This is a genomic window from Kitasatospora sp. NPDC002227, from assembly GCF_040296285.1.
Taxonomy (GTDB): Bacteria; Actinomycetota; Actinomycetes; order Streptomycetales; family Streptomycetaceae; genus Kitasatospora.
Map to the genome: position 1 here is coordinate 50,405 of NZ_JBEOWY010000042.1, position 20,965 is coordinate 71,369.

The 20,965-nt window shown below is 73.8% G+C and carries 16 protein-coding genes; 4 read left to right on the top strand and 12 right to left on the bottom strand.

Features of this window, described 5'->3' with window-relative positions; translation table 11 throughout:
* Positions 1–227: 227 nt before the first annotated feature.
* Positions 228–1,793, bottom strand: a complete 1,566-nt coding sequence (locus tag ABT095_RS28920) for a PucR family transcriptional regulator (RefSeq protein WP_104816174.1) — start codon at positions 1,791–1,793, stop codon at positions 228–230.
* Positions 1,794–1,916: 123 nt separating this feature from the next.
* Positions 1,917–3,974, bottom strand: coding sequence for an ATP-binding protein (locus ABT095_RS28925; RefSeq protein WP_350532482.1), 2,058 nt, complete (start codon positions 3,972–3,974; stop codon positions 1,917–1,919).
* Positions 3,975–4,218: 244 nt separating this feature from the next.
* Here ABT095_RS28925 and gabT point away from each other — a divergent pair, with 244 nt between their 5' ends.
* Positions 4,219–5,559: a 4-aminobutyrate--2-oxoglutarate transaminase gene (gene gabT / locus ABT095_RS28930; protein ID WP_350532483.1), complete on the top strand. Its 1,341-nt coding sequence runs from the start codon at positions 4,219–4,221 to the stop codon at positions 5,557–5,559.
* 153 nt (positions 5,560–5,712) lie between these two features.
* Positions 5,713–6,579, top strand: a complete 867-nt coding sequence (locus ABT095_RS28935) for a phosphatase PAP2 family protein (protein WP_350532484.1) — start codon at positions 5,713–5,715, stop codon at positions 6,577–6,579.
* Here ABT095_RS28935 and ABT095_RS28940 read toward each other — a convergent pair.
* Complete coding sequence (locus ABT095_RS28940) at positions 6,554–6,880, bottom strand: DUF2218 domain-containing protein (protein WP_350532485.1); 327 nt, start codon at positions 6,878–6,880, stop codon at positions 6,554–6,556. The two genes, ABT095_RS28935 and ABT095_RS28940, sit on opposite strands and share 26 nt — an antisense overlap.
* A gap of 206 nt (positions 6,881–7,086) precedes the next feature.
* Between ABT095_RS28940 and ABT095_RS28945 the strand changes: the two genes are divergently transcribed.
* Positions 7,087–7,563 carry a MarR family winged helix-turn-helix transcriptional regulator gene (locus ABT095_RS28945; protein ID WP_350532486.1) on the top strand — a complete coding sequence of 159 codons (477 nt, stop codon included), beginning with the start codon at positions 7,087–7,089 and terminating at the stop codon, positions 7,561–7,563.
* Between the two features lie 2 nt (positions 7,564–7,565).
* On the opposite strand, the gene ABT095_RS28950 is transcribed toward ABT095_RS28945, so the two are convergent.
* Positions 7,566–8,528, bottom strand: a complete 963-nt coding sequence (locus ABT095_RS28950) for an EamA family transporter (RefSeq protein ID WP_350532498.1) — start codon at positions 8,526–8,528, stop codon at positions 7,566–7,568.
* 133 nt (positions 8,529–8,661) lie between these two features.
* Between ABT095_RS28950 and ABT095_RS28955 the strand changes: the two genes are divergently transcribed.
* Positions 8,662–9,561, top strand: a complete 900-nt coding sequence (locus ABT095_RS28955) for a LysR family transcriptional regulator (protein WP_350532487.1) — start codon at positions 8,662–8,664, stop codon at positions 9,559–9,561.
* 23 nt (positions 9,562–9,584) lie between these two features.
* Here the strand turns inward: ABT095_RS28955 and ABT095_RS28960 are convergent, their stop codons facing one another.
* From ABT095_RS28960 to ABT095_RS28995, 8 genes are all read right to left on the bottom strand, one after another.
* On the bottom strand, positions 9,585–10,367 hold the full coding sequence (locus tag ABT095_RS28960) for a ZIP family metal transporter (protein WP_350532488.1): 783 nt from the start codon (positions 10,365–10,367) through the stop codon (positions 9,585–9,587).
* A 248-nt stretch (positions 10,368–10,615) separates the two neighbouring features.
* Positions 10,616–12,307: a restriction endonuclease gene (locus ABT095_RS28965; RefSeq protein ID WP_350532489.1), complete on the bottom strand. Its 1,692-nt coding sequence runs from the start codon at positions 12,305–12,307 to the stop codon at positions 10,616–10,618.
* Positions 12,308–12,458: 151 nt separating this feature from the next.
* A complete protein-coding gene (locus ABT095_RS28970; protein ID WP_350532490.1) occupies positions 12,459–14,399 on the bottom strand; it encodes a hypothetical protein in 1,941 nt (646 codons plus the stop codon).
* Between the two features lie 278 nt (positions 14,400–14,677).
* The gene (locus tag ABT095_RS28975) at positions 14,678–15,325 is read right to left on the bottom strand and encodes a YigZ family protein (RefSeq protein WP_350532491.1); all 648 of its coding nucleotides are present in this window, start codon (positions 15,323–15,325) and stop codon (positions 14,678–14,680) included.
* A gap of 172 nt (positions 15,326–15,497) precedes the next feature.
* Positions 15,498–16,787: a DUF6986 family protein gene (locus ABT095_RS28980; RefSeq protein WP_350532492.1), complete on the bottom strand. Its 1,290-nt coding sequence runs from the start codon at positions 16,785–16,787 to the stop codon at positions 15,498–15,500.
* Positions 16,788–16,953: 166 nt separating this feature from the next.
* On the bottom strand, positions 16,954–18,555 hold the full coding sequence (locus ABT095_RS28985; protein WP_350532493.1) for a DUF2637 domain-containing protein: 1,602 nt from the start codon (positions 18,553–18,555) through the stop codon (positions 16,954–16,956).
* A gap of 131 nt (positions 18,556–18,686) precedes the next feature.
* Positions 18,687–19,349, bottom strand: coding sequence for a response regulator transcription factor (locus ABT095_RS28990; RefSeq protein WP_350532494.1), 663 nt, complete (start codon positions 19,347–19,349; stop codon positions 18,687–18,689).
* The gene (locus tag ABT095_RS28995) at positions 19,301–20,710 is read right to left on the bottom strand and encodes a sensor histidine kinase (RefSeq protein ID WP_350532495.1); all 1,410 of its coding nucleotides are present in this window, start codon (positions 20,708–20,710) and stop codon (positions 19,301–19,303) included. The genes ABT095_RS28990 and ABT095_RS28995 overlap by 49 nt, the downstream gene beginning before the upstream one ends.
* Between the last annotated feature and the right edge of the window lie 255 nt (positions 20,711–20,965).

Genomic DNA, 20,965 nt, shown 5'->3' on the forward strand with positions numbered 1-20,965 from the left:
GCCCTCTCGTCTGCGCCCCACGCGGGTCGTGAAGCCTCGACCTCAACGGTAGGGCGCAGTGCCGCTCCGGCGGATTGGACACGGCGTAGCAGTCAGGTATGTGACTGCGCCAGTACGTCAGGGGCGCAAGGCTCTGCCCATTAACCGCGTGCGCGAAGCGGAAGGCTGCAGGCCGTGCATGGTTGGCAGCGCAGTTCCTCGCGCCCCTGGGTAGTGCAACTGACTGCTTACTCCTCGCCCGCCCGGAGGGCGAGCCAGAGCTCCATGCGGACGTCGGTGTCGTCCAGGGAGCGGCCGAGGAGTTCCTCGACCCGCCGCATGCGGTAGCGCAGGGTGTGCCGGTGCACGCCGAGGTCGGCGGCGGCGGCGTCCCACTGGCCGTGCCGGGAGAGCCAGGCGCGCAGGGAGGCGACCAGGTCGCCGCGGGAGGTGCGGTCGTGCTCGCGCAGCGGGCGGAGCAGGCCCTCGGCGAAGGCCGTGACGGCCTCCTCGCCGAGCAGCGGCAGCAGCGAGCCCGCACCGACCTCCTCGTGGTCGACCGAGCGCTTGCCGCCCCGCAGCGCCACCGCCAGGGCCCGCTCGGCCTGGGCGAAGGCCACCCCGGCCTCCTCCAGGGTGGTCGGGGCGGAGACGCCGACGGCCAGCCCCTCGTGCTCCTCGACCGCGCCCAGGCAGGCCCGGTGCGCGGCGCCGTTGTCGGCCGCCAGCACCACCAGGCGGGCGCCGTGCGGCCCCTCCTCGCGGGAGACCAGCAGTTTCTCGCCGACCCGGCCGCCGGCCTGCTCGGCCCGGTCGCCCAGCTCCCCGACCGCCTCGGTGGCGTCCGTGCCGGGCGCCGCCCCGGCGACCAGCACCCGGACGGTGCCCTCCGGCAGCCCGCCGAACAGCCCGGAGGCGACCTGCCGGGCGGTCGGCACCTCGCCGGCCAGCACCATGCCGAGCAGCGCCGCGCCCATCCGCTCCTCGGCCTGCCGCAGCTCGCGGGAGCGCTCCAGGGTGAGGGTGAGCAGCGCGACGGCGGCGTTCAGCACGTACCGCTCGGTCGGGGTGATCCGGTCCTCGGTGCCGACGGCCAGGAAGCCGCGGGCCCGGCGGTCGGCGCCCAGCGACTGGACCACCACGTAGTCCTCGTCCGCCGTGTCGATGCCCGGGGAGCGGCCCTGGAGAGCGGCGGAGGAAGGCGCGGGGCGGCGGCGCAGCCGGTCGACCTCGGCGGCCAGCCGGCCGGCCCGGCGGGCGGCCCAGTCGGGGGCGACGGCCGAGAGGGCGCCGGAGCCGTCGTAGAGCGCCGCCCAGCCGCCGAGGCGGGCGGCGAGTCTTCGCACCACCGCGGTGGTGCCGTCCTTGCCGAGGGCGGCCCGGGTCAGCTCCTCCTGGGCCTCGAAGCTGGTGGTGACCGCCTCGTACTGCTCGGCGGCCAGTGCGGCCGAGACGGACTTGCTGATCGCGATGAACGGCGTCGCCTCCGGCACCCGCAGCAGCGGCAGACCGCGCTGCGCGGCGGCGTCGACCAGCGGCTGCGGAACCTCTGCGTGCGAGAGCCCGACCCCCAGGCCCAGGCCCACGACCCCCGCGTCGGCCAGCCGGTGCACGTACGCCTGCAGGCTCGCGGCGCTCTTGCCCAGCTTGATGCCGGTGGTGAGCAGCAGCTCCCCGCCCTCCAGGAAGGGGGTCGGATCGTCCAGCTCGCTGGTGTGCACCCAGCGGACGGGTCGTTCGAGGTGGTCCGCACCGGCCAGGACGGTCAGGTGGAGCGAACTGTTGCGGACGACGGAGGCGAGAGTGGGGGGCATGGCACCTTCGGTGGTTCGACCTGGTCGCCCCGTTGCGACCGGCGAGGGCTGAGCATCTGCCTCCCATTATGGACGCGCCGGACAACCGCCGGGACCGAATCCTCCGTAGCGGCGCCTGGGTGCCTAGCTCCGCAGGTCGATCAGGACAGGTGGGACCTGCTCACCGTCCACCGTGGTCAGCGAGATCACCGCGTGGCCGGTCGGCAGGGCGTGCGCCAGGTCGGAGGGCGACCAGCGGTGCCGCTCCACGTCGCGGGTGGTGACGCTCTCGGTCTGGGCGGTGGTGCCGGAGAGGGCCTTGCGCAGCAGGCGGCCGCCCTTGCGGAGCATGCCGCCGGAGGTGTCCGGCGCATGGGTGACGGCCTTCTCCTGGACCAGGTGGGTGCCCCAGGCCTCGGAGAAGAGGCGGCCGTCCCAGGGGGCGATGCCGGGGAAGGCCATCCGGCAGCCGACCGCCCCGAACAGCGGCGCGCGCAGCGCCTCCGGCAGGTCGACCAGGGTGCGCAGCAGCAGCACCGCCCCGGCGTTGGCCCCGCGCAGCCGCTGCAGCCCCCGCACCGTGTGGGCGTCCACGGCCGCCGAGGCGTCGTCCACCACCAGGCCGGCGAACAGCGAGCGGTCGGTGCGGACGGCGGTGGCCTGCAGGAACTGGCCGACCACCAGCCGGGCCAGGATCCGGGCGGCCTCGGGGTGGCTGCGCTCGGGCAGCTTGACCCGCACCCGCAGCGGGTGGTCCAGCGCCCGCATCGCGAAGGCGGGCTTCGCCGCCTCCCCGAAGCTGGTGGCGAACGCCGGGCGGTCGAGCAGCGCGAGGCGGTCGGCGAGCAGCGCCCCCGGATCGTCGGCCCGGCCGCGCGCCCGCTCGCGGTGGCGCAGGTCGGGCTCGTGCGCGGCGTACCGGCCCGACTTGCGCAGCTCCTCGCCGAGCGCGGCCCAGCGCTCGGCACCCTCCTCGCCGCCGCCGAGCAGCTCGCGCAGCTCCCGCACGCCCGGGTAGCGGCCGTACGCGGCCTGGTAGGGGCCGACCGTCTGCTGCAGCGCGACCCGGGCGCTCTCGGCGCGGGCGGCCAGCTCGTCGGGCAGCAGCGCATCGGCGAGGCGGGCGGCGGCCTCGTCCACCTCGGGGGCCGCGCCGTAGAGGTCGAGGCCGTAGGCGGTGGCCGGGTCGCCGGGGGCGATCACCACGTCGTACCAGGCGTCCGGCCCGAGGTCGGCCTCGGCCGCGCCGACCACCACGGCGCAGGCGGTGCCCGCGAGCGCCTGCAGGCAGAGCGCCTCGGCGACCGGCCGGGCCAGCCGGCTGGTCTTGCCCGTCCCGGCCGGGCCGACGGCGAGCAGCGAGGTGGCGAGCAGCGCCGGGTCGAGCGCGAAGGCGGCCGAGCGGTGGGCGAGCGGGTTCTTCACCACGTCCTGCGCGGTGCCGAGCCGGAGCTGACGGGTCAGCAGGTCGTGGCCCGGGCCGCGGCCGGGCAGGTCGCGGGCCTCGGAGGGGTGCGCGCAGGCAGCCGCGCCCCGGGCGGCCACCTCGGCCAGGAAGTCGGACAGCCGCTCGGGGTGGGCCTGGACCCCCTCCCAGGCGCGCTGGATCCGGACGTAGTCGACGTCGCCGACCGGCGCCGCGTCCAGGGCCGCGGCCGCCTGCGGGGCGCCGCCGTGCCGCAGGCCGTGCCAGGGGTCGGTGACCGGGGCCACCGGGGCCTGCTCCGGCTGCGCGGGCTGCTCCTGGGTGACCGTCCGGGCGAGGAGCGGGGCCACCCAGCGCCGCCAGACCTCGGGCCAGCGGCCCATCCGGCCGAAGAGACGGATCGTCAGGGTCAGGGCGACGGCGTGCAGGGCCAGCAGCAGGAGCAGCGCCGGGGTCTGGGTGGTCGGCTTGGGCAGCCCGAACAGGTCGATCAGGTAGTAGGCGAGCGCCACCCCGTAGATCTCGGCGAACCAGGCGACCACCAGGTTGAGCGCCGCCCGCAGCAGCAGCGGCCCGGCGGGCACCTCGGCGTCCTTGGCCCTGGCCACGTCCAGCGGGCGGTAGCCGTAGCGCAGGACGCCGGGTGCGGTCTCGGGGCGCGGCGCGGCGACCCAGGCGGTGAGGTCGAAGCCCCCGCGCTGCGGCGGCACGGTGGCCGCTCCGGGGACGGCACCGACCTGCTGACCGTACGCCCCGTACGCCCCGTCCACGCCCATGCCGGCCCCGCTCCCTCACACCCGCCCGCCCCGAGCTCCCGAAGCGGCAGATACCCACGCCGCCCGACCGGCGACACGCCCGCGCTCAATGTAGTGGAGGAGCGGCACCCGGTAAGCGATCTCCGGCGGCTGGCCGTGCCGGACAAGTCGGACGGCCCAGTGCTACCGAGTGGCGCATGCCCGGCACCTTGACCCAGCCGTAGCCTTCCAGAGCCGACGCCTTGAGAAATCTGGAGAACACACCATGAGCGCTGTTACGCCGCTCCCGCAGGAGCGCCGCCTGGTCACCGCCATCCCCGGCCCGAAGTCGCAGGAGCTGCAGGCCCGCAAGCTCGGCGCCGTGGCCGCCGGTGTCGGCACCACCCTGCCGGTGTACGTGACGCGTGCGGGCGGTGGTGTGCTGGAGGACGTGGACGGCAACTCGCTGATCGACTTCGGCTCCGGCATCGCCGTGACCAACGTCGGCAACAGCGCCGAGGCCGTCGTCGCCAAGGCGAGCGAGCAGCTGGCCGCGTTCACCCACACCTGCTTCATGGTGACCCCGTACGAGGGCTACGTCGCCGTCGCCGAGCAGCTCAACGAGCTGACCCCGGGCGACCACGAGAAGCGCACCGCGCTCTTCAACTCGGGCGCCGAGGCCGTCGAGAACGCCGTCAAGATCGCCCGTTCCTACACCAAGCGCACCGCCGTCGTGGTCTTCGACCACGGCTACCACGGCCGCACCAACCTCACCATGGGCATGACGGCGAAGAACATGCCGTACAAGCAGGGCTTCGGCCCGTTCGCCCCCGAGGTCTACCGCGTGCCGGTGGCCTACCCCTACCGCTGGCTGACCGGTGCCGAGAACTGCGCCGCCGAGGCCGCCGCGCAGGCCATCGACCTCATCAACAAGCAGATCGGCGCCGAGAACGTCGCCGCCATCGTCATCGAGCCGATCCAGGGCGAGGGCGGCTTCATCGAGCCGGCCAAGGGCTTCCTCCCGGCGATCGTCGAGTACGCCAAGGCCAACGGCATCGTCTTCGTCGCGGACGAGATCCAGACCGGCTTCTGCCGCACCGGCCAGTGGTTCGCCTGTGACGACGAGGGCATCGTCCCGGACCTGATCACCACCGCCAAGGGCATCGCCGGCGGTCTGCCGCTGGCCGCCGTGACCGGCCGCGCCGAGATCATGGACGCCGCGCACGCCGGCGGCCTGGGCGGCACCTACGGTGGCAACCCGGTCGCCTGCGCCGCCGCGCTGGGCTCGATCGAGACCATGAAGGAGCTGGACCTCAACGCCAAGGCGCAGCACATCGGCGAGGTCATGCTGACCCGCCTGCGCGCGATGGCCGAGAAGTTCGACGTGATCGGTGACGTCCGCGGCCGCGGCGCCATGATCGCCGTCGAGCTGGTCAAGCCGGGCAGCAAGGACCCGAACCCCGAGGTCACCGCCGCCATCGCCAAGGCCTGCCACAACGAGGGCCTGGTCGTGCTGACCGCCGGCACCTACGGCAACGTGCTGCGCTTCCTGCCGCCGCTGGTCATCCCGGAGCACCTGCTGGCCGAGGGCCTGGACATCATCGAGAACGCCTTCGCGGCGGTCTGATCCGGCGGTAACGTGAACGGTGGCCCGGTCCATGAGGATCGGGCCACCGTTTCGTGCAGGTGTACTTCCCAGCTGCTCCACCCGGTGAAGATGCTGTGCGAAACCTCTGAACTCGCTGGGAGCGGCTCGACAGGTGACGTACGGTGGTAACAGATGGACAGCGAGCTGACACCCTCAGCGACACCGGCCGTCGCCCCGCCAGGGGCGGTGGCAGCCGAGGACCGATCGACCGGCCGTCCGGCCCACACCCCCCGGGCCCCACGGATCGGCGATCTTCCCAGCCGCCCTGGAGCTCTCCCCCCTGCTCCAGGGCGGCTCTCGCGTACCTGGACCCCACTGGCCCTGCTCGCCGTCCTGACCGTGATCTCCTGGCAGGTCGCCGTCGGCGGCCCGCTGCTGCACCTGGACGTCTGGGCCCGTGACACCGTGCACGGCCTGCGGCACTGGCTCGGCAGCCCGGAGCTCGGCCCGCTGGGCGTGCGGCTGCCCACCCCCGGCGCCGCCTGGCCCGGCCGGGCCCTGGACTCGCTCGGGCGCGCCCTGGCCGATCTCGGCGGCGGAGTACCCGCGATCCCCGTCCTGCTGCTGGCGGCCGCCCTGGCCGCCTGGCGGGCCCGGCACACGCGAACCGTGCGCTGGTGGCTGCCGGCGCCGGTCGCCGCCCTGACCTCGCTGCTCATCCCTCTGCTGGTGGTGCCCGCCAAGGCCTGGTTCGCCCGGCCGGGGCCGACGGGGGTGCCGCTGCACCCCGGCGAGTGGGGCTGGTACCCCTCCGGCCACACGGCCACCTCGGCGATCGCCTACGGCACCGCCGCACTGCTGCTGGCCCGCACCCTGCCCAGATGGCGGGCGCTGTGCGTGGCCACCGCCGTGGTCTGCCTCGGGGTCGGCTCCGGGCTGGTGTGGAGCGACTTCCACTGGCTGCTGGACGTCACCGCCAGCTGGTGCCTCGCGGGGACGTACCTGTGGTGCCTGGAGCGCTGGCTGCGGGCGGTCAGTCCTCCTGGTGGCGGTGGGTGAGACCGGGCTCGCCGTTGTCGCGCTGCCACTGGACGACCAGCTCGTCGCGGGCGCCGAAGCGGACCAGGTGACGGCCGATCACATCCTCCAGCTGGGCGAGGCTCTCGGGCTCGCCCTCGACGCTCAGGACGAGCGCGTCGGGCTCGGCGACCGCGGCGGCCGAGCCGTAGGAGAAGGAGAACGCGCCGCGGCCGGTCTCCTCCGACCAGCTCGCCTCGATCTTGCGGCCCAGGTGGGCGGCCAGCTGCTTGCCGTAGCGGGCCGGGCGGTCGGTGCTGACGCGTGCGTGGGACTGGGCCATGGTGGCTCCCTCTGCTGGTGCTGTCTCTGATGCTGTTGTCTCTGCTGGTGATCTCACGCTAACCCAGATGCTGAGCTAAGCTCAAGGTGTTATTGGATCTGCATCCTCTGGCGGGGGCGGGACCGGCAGGCCGGGCCGATAGCCTTTTGCCCCACCTTCTCCCCGGCCGGCTCCGGCCGGGGGCCGCGCAGCCCGGGAGCCCGCCGATGACCACCCCGCCGACCGAGACCGCCGCCGAGCTCGCCGACGCGCTGACCCGGGCGATGAAGCGGATCCGGCGGCAGACCATGCAGCGCCTGGAGCCCTACGGCATCACCCCCGGCCAGGCCCGGGCCCTGCGGATGCTCGCCCACTCCCCCGGCTGCGAGGGCACCCAGGCGATCCGGCTGAGCGACCTCGCCGACCGCCTGCACATCGCCCCCCGCTCCGCCACCACCGTCGTGGACGCCCTCGAGGAGGCCGGCCTGGTCGAGCGCACCCCGGACCCGGCGGACCGCCGGGCCGTCCGCCTCACCCTCACCGAGGCCGGACACGGCGCGCTGGAGCGGATCGGGCTGGTCCGGCTCGAGGTGGCACAGGAGTACTTCGGCCCGGTGGGCGGGGCGGAGCAGGAGGCACTGCTGCTGGCCCTGCGGGCGGCGGAGCTCGGGTACGAGGAGCGGCGGGCCTCGGAGGCTCAGTGACCTCAGACCCGTAGGGCCGCCGGGGCCTGGGGTGCGGTCCGGGCAGCCGGAGGTGCGGTCCGGGCAGCCGGAGGTGCGGTCCGGGCAGCCGGAGGTGCGGTCCGGGCGCGGCGGCGCGGGCGCAGGGCGGTCAGGCCGATGCCGGTGATCACCAGGGCCGCGGCGGCGCCGGCGAGCGGGCTGATCCGCTCGCCGAGCAGCAGCCAGGAGGATGACATCCCGAAGACCGGCACCAGCAGCGAGTAGGGCGCGACGGCCGAGGCGTCGTAGGTGCGCAGCAGGAAGCTCCAGGCCACGAACCCGAACAGGGTCGCGCCCAGTCCGACGAAGGCGATCGCCCCGAGGCCGGAGGCTGTGATCCCGGCCAGCGCGTGGAGATCGGCCGAGGGCCCCTCGACCAGCAGCGAGAGCGCGAGCAGCGGCAGCGGCGGCACCACGCTGACCCAGACCATCCAGCGCAGCGCGTCCGGCGGGGCGGCCCGCTTGGTCAGCACGTTGGAGAGCCCCCAGAACACTGCCGAGGCGATCACCAGCGCGAACGCGCCGACCGGTCCGGAGACGCCCCGGTCCACCGCCGCCAGGCAGATCCCGCCGACCGCGATCGCCAGCCCGAGCACCCGCTGCCGGCCCGGCCGCTCGCGCAGCAGCACGACGGCGAAGACCGCGGTGAAGACCGCCTGGCTCTGCAGCACCAGCGAGGAGAGCCCGGCCGGCATCCCCGCGTGCATCCCGAGGAACAGCAGGCCGAACTTGACCACCCCGAGCGTGCAGCCGACCAGCAGCACCCATCGCCAGGCGACCTTCGGGCGCCCCACGAAGAAGACCGCGGGCACCGCGACCACCGTGAAGCGCAGCGCGCAGAACAGCAGCGGCGGGAAGTTCTCCAGGCCCACGTGGATGACCACGAAGTTGAGGCCCCAGACGACGGCGATCAGCACGGCGAGGGCGATGTGACGGGGCGCCATGGCGGCGTTCGAGGACCTTGCGGTGGTGTTCGGTGGCATGGCACGAGCATCTCTTCACAGCACCGTTCAGCACTAGCGATGAATTCTGAAGACAACTGTTCAGAACTGCTACACGATAGCTAGCATGGCCCCCATGATGGATCTCGGTCGGCTGCGGGCGCTGCGCGCCGTGGCGGTGCACGGTTCGGTGGGCGGCGCGGCGGCGGCCCTGGGGTTCACGCCCTCGGCGGTTTCGCAGCAGATCTCCAAGCTGGAGCGGGAGACCCGCACCGTGCTGCTGGAGAAGCAGGGCCGGGGCGTGGTGCTCACCGACGCCGCCCGGCAGCTCGCCGACACCGCGCAGCAGGTGCTCGCCCTGGTCGAGCAGGCGGAGGTGACGCTGGAGGAGCAGCGCGGCCAGGCCGTCGGCCGCCTGATGGTCGCCGCCTTCGCCACCGGGGCGCGCGGGCTGCTGCCCGGGGCACTGGCCGACCTGCGGGCCGACTGCCCCGAACTGGACGTCCGCCTGCTCGAGACCGACCCGTACCTGGCCGCCGAACTGGTCGCCCGCGGTGAGGTGGACCTCGCCCTGGTCCAGGACTGGCCGACCGTACCGCTGCCGGTCCAGGAGGGTCTGGCCCGGCTCGACCTCGGCCCCGACCCGGTCGACCTGCTGCTGCGGGCGGAGGACCCACTGGCCGAGCTCGCCGTGGTGCCGGTGGCCCGGCTCTGCGGGCAGCGCTGGATCAGCGTGCCGCCGGGCAACATCTGCCACGACTGGCTGGTGCGGACCATGCGCGAGGCCGGGGAGGAGCCGGACGTGCGCTACCAGGTCGGCGAGTTCGAGACCCAGATCGCGCTGATCGCCGCCGGGCTCGGGGTCGGCCTGGTGCCACGGCTCGGGCGAGGCACGCTGCCGCCCGGCGTGGTGGCCCGGCCCGTGGTGCCCGAGCCCTCCCGCCGGGTCTTCCTGCTCTGGCGCAGTCAGGCCTCCCGGCGCCCGGCCATCACCGCGGCGCTGGCGGCCGTCCGGCGGCGCTGGGACGCACGCTGACCTCGGGGCGGGCCGGCCCTGGGCTAGCCCGCGAAGCCGACGACCAGCCAGAGGAAGCCGACCCCCAGCAGGGTGCAGAGCAGGGTCGAACGGGACGGGTGCGGGCTGTGTGCCTCCGGCAGGATGTCGGAGGTCGCCAGGTAGAGCAGGAAGCCCGCGAAGAAGCCGAGGTACAGGCCGAGCACGTGCTCGGGGATGGTGAACAGCAGGGTGATCCCGGCCCCGGTGATCGGAGCCAGCGCGTCGGCCCCGAGCAGGGTCAGCGCCCGGCGGCGGTCGTTCCCGTACATCCGGGTGATCGTGTAGGTGTTGAAACCGTCCGCGAAGTCGTGCGCGACGACGGCGATCGCCACCACCGTGCCGACCGTGCTGCCGGCCTGGAAGGCCGCGCCGATCGCGAACCCGTCCATCAGGCTGTGGCCGACCAGCGCCGAGGCCGCCGCCAGGCCGACCCCCTGGCGGCCGTGCGAATGGCCGTGGGAGTGCGCGTGACCGTGGCTGGGCGACCGGCCGTGGGTGTGCTCCGCGTACTCGCTCTCGTGGCTGCGGTGGATCGCCACCGCCCGCTCGATGATGTGGATGGTCAGGAAGCCCGCCGCGAACATCAACAGCGCCTGCGGCACCCCGTGGATCTCGTCCGGCGCAGCGTGGATCGCCTCCGGCAGCAGGTCGAAGGCGACCACGCCGAGCATCAGCCCGGCGGCGAAACCGAGCACCAGATGCCGCCGGTCACCCGTGCGCTGGGCGACGAAGCCGCCGATCAACGTCATCACGAACGCTCCGGCGGCGACGAGTATCGCCGTCATCCACTTCCCTCCCGTACTGCTCCGGCGCCTCCCCCGGCCCTTTCCCGGCGGACGCGGTCACGGCAAGCCTCTGCGGCTCGCCCACCCGTCGCCCGTGGACCGGGGCCGTCGGAGTGACGAGCGGACCTGTAACTGAAGCAGACGCGCCGACAGCGCCGCAGGTCGGGGGGTGTCCGGCGCGGAGTGGAGGGGGTGCCCGGGGCAGTTCGAGAACGGGTGCTCCCCGGCTGCCCGGGGGCTGCTCCCGGCTACTCGGCGGGGGTGAAGGGCAGGCCGAGGTGGGTGCGGGTCAGCTCCTGGACCCCGTTGCCGTCGACCAGGTGGATCTGCCCGAAGTCCGCCTCGGCCGCGAGGTCGAGCGCCTCCTCGCTGAAGCGGCCGCAGGTCAGCCGCAGGCCCCGGTCGGCGCCCTCCTCCTGAACGGCCTCGGCCAGGGTGCGCAGCTCCTCCGCCGCGACGGGGGCGGGCCCGCGCGAGGCCCACACCACCCAGCGGCCGGGCAGCGCCGTGCCCGGTGCGCCCTCCCCGGTCGCCACCAGACCGGCCGGACCACGCAGCCGGACGCTCCACTCGGCCAGCCCGCCCCGGGTGAGCAGCTCCCGCACCAGCTGGGCGAACTCGTTCGCCGACAGCTCGGCGGCCGCCGGCACGGCGAGCCCCGCGGTACCGCTCGGCTCGACCTGGACCAGGCCGTACGGATCCGGCGAGACCACCGCCGCGAGCTCGCGCAGCCGGACCAGGGACTCGTCCTGCTCGGCGGCGGCGTACACGCCGTCGCTCTCGGCCTCGGCCGCGGAGGGGCCGGAAGTGGCACCGGGGGCGGCCGGGGCGTCGGGGGGCGCCTCGGCGGGGAAGAGGCGGGTACGGGCGAGGGCGTTGCGGTCGGCGTCGACGCTGAGCAGGCAGAGCCGCTCCCCCGCAGCGGAGGCCGGCGTACCCGCCGGGTGGCTGAGCCAGCCGTTGAGGACCACCCCGGCCAGCACTCCGTCGGTGTCCACGGCATCGGCCGCCTGCAGGGCGCGCAGCGCCAGCCGGGCGGCCAGCCGGAGATAGTCGGCGGCCCGGTCGGCGGCCGGGCGCGGGACGGGGGCGACATCGCCGTCCGGAGCGAGCCGGTAGCCCGCGAGCGAGGGCACCACGTCGAGCGGCGGCAGATCGAGGTCGAGCACGGCCGTGCGGGTGAGCGGACGGTAGACGGCGTGGCAGGGGGCAGGGAGGTCCTGGGTCGCGCCCTCGGCGGCGGCCAGGGCGCGCTCGAGCAGGGACTCGACGGCGGCGGGCTCGGCCAGCCGGTAGGCCTGGCGGCACTGCTCCAGGCTCTCGTTGTACTCCCGGACGGCCCGGGCGCGGGCCTCCTCGGCCTCTTCGTGCGCCTGCCGGGCCGCCAGCTCGCCACTGTCCGCCGCCTCGGCCTGGCGGGACCGCCACTCGCGCAGGTCACGCTGGTGGCGCAGCCGGGCCTGGGCGAGCTCGCGCTGGTACCCGGAGTCGAGCAGCCGCCGGGCCGGCCCCTGCTCCGGGTCGGCCCGCTCCGGCTCCGGCGGGGCGTAGTCGGCCCAACGCGGCTCCGGACCGGTCTCGGCCGCCCCGCTCTGCGGGTAGGGGCGGGGCTCGTAGCTGCGCAGCTGGCTCTCGAAGTCCATCGCGGAGACGGGCAGCGCGGCGCGGCGCAGCAGGTCGGCCAGCCGCTCGTGCTCGGCCTGCACGGTGAGCGTGCGGTGGTGGGCCAGCGCGGCGGCCCGGCCGTGGGCGGCCACGCCCTCGTCCGTCGCCGCGCCTGCGCCCGTGCCCGCGGCCGTGGCTGCGCCCGTGCTCCGGCCGGGGGCTGCCCCACGCTGCTCCGGCACGTCCGCTCCGAGGTCTCGGAAGACCGAGGCCAGGAAGCCGGGCTGGAGCACCTTGGCCGTACCGTCCGGCTGACCCTCGGGTGAGTGCTGCATCGGCGGTCGTTCCCCCATGCTCGTCCGGTGTGGTGCGGGGCGGTGCTCACCCCATTCTCCACCGTCCGAGCCCTCGGGACGTGCCTCTCTCTCCTTTCCCCTGCTCCGGTGTGACGCCGGGTCCGGTCCGGCGGAGCGGCCTGAGCCCTCCTCAGTTCGTCCGGGTGTTGGTGAGGTGGAGTCCGATGTACCCGACGTAGATCCGGCCACTGCCCGAACAGTCGTCCAGGTAGTGCAGGCGCGGAGCCGTCCGGCCGCCGCCGATCCGCAGGTGCGCGCCCATGAACGCGCGCCGGGAGGAGTCCACGCACTCCGGCACCGGGAGCATCCGTTCGCGCTTCCACTTGGTGTGGCTCTCCACCGTGCGGGACTCGCCCCGGACGGCCTTGCGCGGCGGGAACCGGTGGCAGCCGGGGGGCGTGTGCTCGCACCACTGCTTGAAGTCCCCGTGCGCCTCGCCGCGCACGGCCGCCGCCGCGTACTCCTGCAGGGCCGTCAGCCCCTCCCAGGTGAGCTTCGCCCAGCCGGTGCCCGCGTTCTGGCCGTCCAGCGCCAGGGTCTCCTTGTAGTCGCCGGTGAACTCCAGCAGCGGGAACTCGTCGAACCGGCCCACCAGGTCGCCGAAGCTCACCGGCGTGTCCGGCTCCTCGCCCGAGGCACTCTCCGCCCCGGCCGCCGTCTCGCCCGCCTCGCCCGCCGCCCGGGCCAGCGGGTCGGTGGTGAGCCGGAGCAGATCGGCCGCGTCCGGCCCGGCCACCGCGCGCAGCTGCTCCGTGAGGGCCCGGACCTGGGCGGTGATCCCGCGCAGCACCGCGTACTGCTCGCTGTTCTCCGCCAGCAGCCGCCGCTCCCGGCGGCGGGCCAGCAGCAGGCTGCGCCTGATCCGCTGCAACTCGTCCGCCCTGGCCTGCTGCTCGGCCCGGTCGCTCGGCTCGGCCTGCTCGGTGCCGTGGTGCTCCGGGGTGGGCTTCGGCTGCTGCTGGACGGGGACGGCGGGGTGCGGGCGGCGCTTGGGCTCGACGGGCAGCTGGAGCACCGGGACGGCGGCGAGCAGCGGCGGGAGCGGGAGCTCGGCAGCGGCGCGGCGCGGCTCACGGGCGATCAGCGCGGCGGCCCGGCGGACGTCCTCCTCGATCCGGTGCCGGGGCATCACCGAGTGCCGGGCGCTGTCCGCGCGGGAGGCCGGATCGACCTCGGGCAGGTACGTCCGGACGGCGCCGCCGTAGACCTTGTGGTACTCCAGCGCCACGTTGAAGTGCGGGAGCGCGGCGTGGTCGAGCACGTAGAGGGAGGCCAGACCGGTCAGCTGGCGCACCAGGGGGTGGACGGCGCCGGCCAGCCAGTTGTCGACCGGGACGGCGGGCGGCACGCTCGCGACGACGGTCGGCAGGCTGCGGTCCGGATCGCAGAGCTGGTCGATCAGGGCGTCCACCTCGGCCGGGGTGACCACCCTCGGCAGCGGGCCGACGGGGGCTGACCCGTCCGTCGCGTCGATCAGGGCCAGCATCGTCCGGGCCAGCTCGGGGACGGGGACCCGGCCGGCGGGGCGGGCGGCCGGACCGGCGGCCAGGTGCTCGGCCTCCAGGCGGACCCAGGTGATCCGATCGTCCGCCGCGATGGTGACGGTCAGTTGGTGGGTGCCGTGCGGCACGGGCGTGCGGAGGCGGCGGCGGGCGTAGCGCCCGGCGGGGACGGTAGCGGCGGCGGCGGTTGTGGTGGCGGCGGCAGTGCTTCTGGGGGCGGTGCCGGCGAAGGCCGGGCTGGCGGGGCTGGAACTGGCGGGGCTGGAGCCTGGGGCCGCCTCGGGCGGGTCGTCGGGCTCCGGGAGATTCGACCGGAGCAGACCGTTGTCCCGGTCGAGCAGGATGCGGGGGCCGGGGCGGAGCCGCTCGACGCCCGGGTCGGTGCCGGCGGGCGGGGGCTCCTCGGCACCTTCCTGTTTCAACCAGGCGGCCAGCAGCTGATCCGCCAGGGCTACCACGTCCTGGTACGGCCGGGTGGTGGTGACTGTCGTCCGGTAGGGCTCGGGACCGCCGAAATGGCCTGCGGTGTCAGGGCTCTGACCGGGGGACGGGATGTGCGCCGAAGTCATACGAGGTACCTCCCTGAGGGGTGGTGGGTGGGGTCTGAATTCCTCCATCGATGAATTGCCGGCCTGACTCCCGCCCCGGCCGGACCGGGCCTGCCGGATCTGCCGGACCTGGCCCGGGATTCCCCGGCCGAGGTGGGATTCCTTGTCGAGGGAAACGCAAGAGCCGGGAGTGGAAGTTCCAACTCCCGGCATGGTTAATTCGTTCGAGTGTCACTCGGGCTTCTGTTGCCCGGTGCTCCGTCGGTTCCGCTATGCGGCCTGCGGCCGCACGCCACCGCTCAGACCGGCACCTCGACGTAGCTGCGGCCCGCCGCCACCGCCACCGAGGCGCCGCCGGTGGCCTCGGCCAGCCAGGCGTGAAACGCCGTCACCTCAGGCTCGGGCACCCCGACTTCGATCAGCACGCCCGCCGGCTCGTAGGACAGCCCGCGCACCACGTACCCGGCGGCCCGGAGGTCGTTCTCCAGCCGCCCGGCCCGGGTGTGGTCGGCGGAGACCGCGAGCAGGGCGACCGGGCGCCGCTCCAGCAGACCGACCGCGTCCACCGCCTCGGAGACCGCGCCACCGTACGCCCGCACCAGCCCGCCCGCGCCCAGCTTCACCCCGCCGAAGTACCGGGTCACCACCGCTACGGTGTCGGTCAGCCCACGTCGGCGCAGCACCTCCAGCATCGGCACCCCTGCCGTACCGCCCGGCTCCCCGTCGTCGCTGGACCGCTCACGCGGGCTCTCGCCGCCGACCACGAAGGCGGTGCAGTTGTGCCGCGCGTCCCAGTACTGCTTGCGCATCGAGGCGATGAACGCCTGGGCCGCCTCCTCGTCCTCGACCCGGGCGAGGTGGCAGATGAACCGGGACTTCTTGATCTCGATCTCGTGGCTGCCGGAGCTCCGGACGGTCAGGTACGGCTTCGCGCTCGGTTCCGACATCGCGCGGCGACTCTCCTCGGCAGGCAGAACGACAAGAAAGGCTGGCAGGGACGTGATCGTCCCTGCCAGCCTAACCGGCGTGGTGCTCGGCCCGGCCGGTGGTCAACGGTCGGTGGTCAACGGCTGGCTCTCAATGGCCGGCCCTCAGCGGCCGGTTCTCAGCGGCCGGCCCTCAGCGGCCCGCGAGGGTGTCGAGCTGGGGGCGGGTGAGGCCGGTGAGGGCGGTGACCTCGGCCGAGTCGACGGCGCCGCAGTCGAGGCCGCGGAGCAAGTAGCTGCTGAGGGCCTTGGCGGTGGCGGGCTCGTCCATCACATCGCCGCCGGCCTTGGCCACGTAGGCCGAGAGGCGGGCCGCGGCGGCGTGCAGGCCCTCGCGGTAGAAGGAGTAGACGGCCACGTAGCGGGTGGGCAGATGCGCCGGGTGCATGTCCCAGCCCTGGTAGTAGGCACGGGCGAGCGAGCGGCGCACCAGGTCGTGGTGGAGCTTCCAGGCGGCGTGGACCTGCTCGCGGCCGCCGGTCGGGATCACGTTGGTCGAACCGTCCGAGAGCCGGACCCCGGTGCCCGCCGCCGCGACCTGCATGACCGCCTTGGCGTGGTCGGCCACGGGGTGGTCCATGCTCTGGTGGGCGGCGCTGACCCCGCAGGAGGCGCTGTAGTCGAAGGTGCCGTAGTGCAGTCCGGTCGCCCGACCGTCGGCCGCCTCGATCATCCGGGCCACCGTCGCGCGGCCGTCGGCGCCGAGGATGGCCTGGGTGGTCTCGATCTGGATCTCGAAGCCGATCCGCTTGGCCGGCAGCCCGGCCCGCTGCTCGAAGTCCTCCAGGAGCCGGACCAGCGCGACGACCTGCTCGACGTAGGTGACCTTCGGCAGCGTGAGCACCAGCCCGTCGGGCAGGCCGCCCTCGGCGATCAGCGTCGAGAGGAAGAGTTCGAGGGTGCGGATGCCGCGGTGGCGGACGGCCGCCTCCATGCACTTGATCCGGATGCCGATGTACGGCGGCGCGGTGCCCGCCGCCACCGCGGCGGCGACCAGCTGGGCGGCGCGGACGGCGGCCGCGTCCTCCTCGGCGTCGGGGCGCGGACCGTAACCGTCCTCGAAGTCGATCCGCAGGTCCTCGACCGGCTCACGCTCCAGCTTGGCGCGGACCCGGGCGTGCACCTCGGTCAGCAGCTCGTCGGCGGGGACGCCGAGCGCGGCGGCCAGCTCGGCCGGGGTGCCCGCGTGGGTGTCGAAGACCTCCAGCGCCTCCCGGCCCCAGGTCTGAACGGTGTCGGCCGCGAACACGTCCGCCGGCACGTAGACCGTGTGCACCGGCTGCCGGGTGCTCGGCTCCCCGGGGTAGCGCCGGGCCAGCTCGGCGTCGACGGGCGCCAGCAGCGCGTCCACGGCGGCCAGGGCGGCGGACGAGAACGACGCCCCGTCCTCGGGCTTGCTACCGTCCACCTCGACCTGCGACATCCCGGACTCCTCCATCAGCCTGCGACACTTCAACAGTTTGTTGATGCCTGATGGAGGTGAAGGTAACCGCGCCGGACCCGGGCGTCAATGGGCGCCCACGGGCCGGACCGTTCCTCGGCTCGATGTGGAGTTGTCCTGCACTCTCCCGCGACGTCCTGCGGGGTGCTCAGTCGCGACCGGCCTCGTGGTACCTGCGCTGCAGGCGCTCCCAGTGCCGGTTCAGCTCGGAGGGGTTGACCGACCCGTTCGGACGGGTACCGACCACGCCGTACTCGACCGTGAGGTACTCGGCCAGCGCCTCGACGTCGGGCTGGCGGTCGTACTCGTCGATGTAGGCCAGCAGAGCCTGGAAGCAGACCTCCGGATCGAGCGGCGCGACCACGAGCTGCCGGTCCGCCGGGTGCTCGGCCGGCTGATCGCGCTCCTCGGGAGCAACGAGCGCCTCGGGCAGCTCAACGGCCTCGGCCTCGGCGAACCCCTCGAGGTCCAGCTGCTCGGGCTCGACGCCTTCGGGGGCGAGCTGCTCCAGGCGGACCGGACGCAACCCCACCGGGCGAGGCCGGACCATACCGGGCGCCGCCTGACCCGTAGGAGCCGCAGGAGCCGCCGGGACACCGGCCATCGCCGGCACCGGCCCGCCCGGAGCCGGAACCTGGGCAGCGGGAGCCGGTGCGGGCGCGGTCTGAGCCACCGGGACCGGGTCGCCGGGGCGGGGGGTGCGGGGCGGCTTGAACCAAGGCGACATCTGGCCGGGCATCCGGACCGGGTAACCGGTCGGGGACTGCTCGTGCGGCGCGCGTGCCAGCCAGACGTTGAGCTCCGGCTGCTGCGGGGCCGTCTCGACCTCCCCCTCCGGCACGGGCTCCTGCGCCGAGCGCAGCCGCATCGCGGCCAGCTTCGCCAGGGTCGGCACGGCCACCGCGGCCGACACCGGCGCCTGGTCCACCGGCACCTGCTGACCGCCCTGTGCTGCGGCGACCTGGGCTGCAGCCACCTGGCCTGCGGCGACCTGCGGCGGGACTGGCTGGCCGACGTGGCCGGCCGCCGCTGCGGGGGCCGCCGAGGCCTGCGGGAGCTGAAGGGTCTCGAGGGGGCCGTCGATCCGGTCCAGGATGCCGGGATCGAGCGGGACGCCGTACTTGGCGAGCTTGAGCGGCAGCAGAGCCTGGAAGGGGGCCGAACGCCGCCAGCCCCGGCCGTACCGGAACCGCAGCTGCGCCCGGTAGACCAGCCGGTTCTGCTCCAGCCGGACCGTCTCGTCGTACGAACGCAGCTCCCAGAGCTTCATCCGCCGCCAGAGCCGGAAGGTCGGCACCGGGGAGAGCACCCAGCGCATCAGCCGGACCGACTCCATGTGCCGGTCCGCCGTGATCGCCGCGATCCGGCCCACCGCGTGCCGCGAGGCCTCGACCACGACCACGAAGAGCACCGGGATCACGGCATGCATCGCCATACCGAGCGCATCGCCCCAGGAGGCGGCGGCGTTGAATGCGATGGTGGCGGCGGTCAGCAGCCAGGCCGTCTGCCGCAGGAGCGGGAAGGGTATGCGGAGCCAGGTGAGCACCAGGTCCAGCGCGAGCAGGACCACGATGCCCGCGTCCACCCCGATCGGGAAGGCGTAGGCGAAGGCGCCGAAGCCCTTCTCCATGGCCAGCTCGCGCACCGCGTTGTACGAGCCCGCGAAACCGATGCCGGAGATCAGACAGGCCCCGGCCGCGACCACGCCGAGCAGCGCCCGGTGGGCGCGAGTGAGGGATGGACGTGCCATTCGTTGATCAACCCCTGGGATTCGGCCGGTGCCGATCCCCGCATCCGCGACCGTCTCGGCCCACCGGATACTACTCGCACGCGAGTTTGGTCAACGACTCAGCCTGGGGCTGGAAAGGCTCCGTCCTGGAGCTAGGAGAGCGGTGACGGAGTGCCGTTGAGGTGCGCCAGAACCGCCAGTACACGGCGGTTGGCGTCCTCTGCCGGGGCAAGGTCCAACTTCGTGAAGATATTGGCAATGTGTTTGGCCACCGAGCCGTCACTGATCGTCAGCCGGGCACCGATTGCCAGATTCGAGCACCCCTCAGCCATCAGCTCCAGCACCTCCCGCTCCCGTGGGGAGAGCCGCTGCACCGGCTCGGATCCCGACCGGCTCTGCATCAGGCGGGCGATCACGTCCGGATCCATCGCCGTACCGCCCGAGGCCACCCGCCGCACCGCGTCGATGAACTGACCCGCGTTGAACACCCGGTCCTTCAGTAGGTAGCCGACCCCGCCCGACCCGTCCGCCAGCAACTCCCGCGCGTACAGCTGCTGGACGTGCTGCGAGAGGACCAGCACGGGCAGGCCCGGGATCTCCCGCCGGGCTGCCAACGCCGCCTGGAGCCCCTCGTCCGTGAATGTCGGTGGCAGCCGGACGTCCACCACCGCCACGTCGGGTCGGTGCTCCAGCAGTGCGGCCAGCAGGTCCGGACCGGTCTCGACAGCGGCGGCGATCGTGAACCCGTGTGCCTCCAACAGCCGGATCAGACCTTCCCGGAGGAGGTAGAGGTCCTCAGCGAGGACAACGCGCACGGCAGCTCCATGGTGATCGTCGTCGGGCCGCCCTGCGGGCTGCTGAGCGAGAAGACCCCGTCGAAGGTGGCCAGCCTACGTTCGATCCCGCGCAGCCCGCTGCCCCGCTCCGGCATCGCCCCGCCACGGCCGTCATCGGTCACCGAGACCCGCAGCTGGCCGGCCCGGAAGAGTATGTCCACCCAGATCTGCCGGGCCCCCGAGTGCTTCGCCGCATTGGCCAGCAGCTCACTCACGCAGAAGTACACGGCCGACTCCACCGGCGGCTCCGGCCGGGCCGGCAGACTGACCGTCACCTCCGTGGGAACGGCACTGTCGAGAGCGAGCTCCCGCACCGCATCCGCGAGTCCGCGCTCGGCCAGAACGGGCGGATGGATACCCCGCACCAGGTCACGGAGCTCCTGAAGAGCCCGTGCGGAGGACTGCCTGGCATCCGCGAGGAGAGACCTGGCCGATGCCGGGTCGGTCTCCAGCAGATGCTCGATGGTGCCGAGCGTCATACCGATGGCGACCAGCCGGGCCTGCGCACCGTCGTGCAGATCCCGCTCGATCCGACGCAGCTCCGCGACCTGACTGCCGACGGCGTCCGCCCTGGTGGTGGTGAGGTGCTCCACCCGCTTGGTGAGCCGGGCCTTCTCCTGCTTTGCGGAGGCCTGCGGATCGAGCAGCCGGTGCGCCCAGTCGCTGTGCACCCGCACGGCAACCGGAGCGATCAGCAGACTGACCGCCGTGACACCCAGCCAGAACAGCACCTGGATGAGACTCTCGGGCGAGCGCCCCAGGTAGGCCCGCATGAGGCTGATCAGCACCTCCATCCCCGCCCCGGCCAGAAGGGCCAGGCACGGCAGCGCGAGTGCCCCGGCCCCGAAGGCGTTCCCCACCAGCCACCTGACGTCCCGCCAGGTCTCCGGATCGCTCGTCACCGTCCGGGCCAGGAGGGCCGCCCTGGCGACCCGCTTGTCCCGGAAATACGAGTGGCCCGTCCACCAGTGCCCTCGCTCGTCCTGCACCGGCTCGGCGGCCACGCGGTACCGCTCCACCATCGGCAGACCGAACCAGGCGTACGCCCGGCGCCGCGACATCGCCGCGTGCTGCCTGCTCCACCAGAGGAAGAGCACCGGCCAAAGGATCGCACCGCAGAGCCCGAACAGCGCCACGAGCGGGCTCCGCCCGAGCCCGGTCGCCAGCAGCGCGATGCCGGAAGGGATCGCCATGAGGAACAGCACCACCGGGCCGAAGCCGGCCTGCAGCAGAAGCAGCGCGCATCGCCACTGGGCCTGCAGACCCGACAGCGCCCGCTCCCGGAGCTGCTCGGCACGCTGTGTGGCCCCCAGGGGCAAGGTCTGATTCACCATGTCCATCTCTCCACCTCGCGGCTCTTCGAACTGGGTACCAGTCTGTCCGCCGGGAAGGAGGCGCACAGTAGCGCCTGGACCCGACTTTGAGGTGGACCTAGGTCTACCTACGAAGGGGTGATAGGTGGAGGTGAGTAGGCAATCCGGGGCGGGCCGAAGTGCCCCGGAAATGCGAGAAGCCCCGACCGGTTTCCCGGTCGGGGCTTCTCTGAAAAATTGTTAGGCGGCGTCCTACTCTCCCACAGGGTCCCCCCAGCAGTA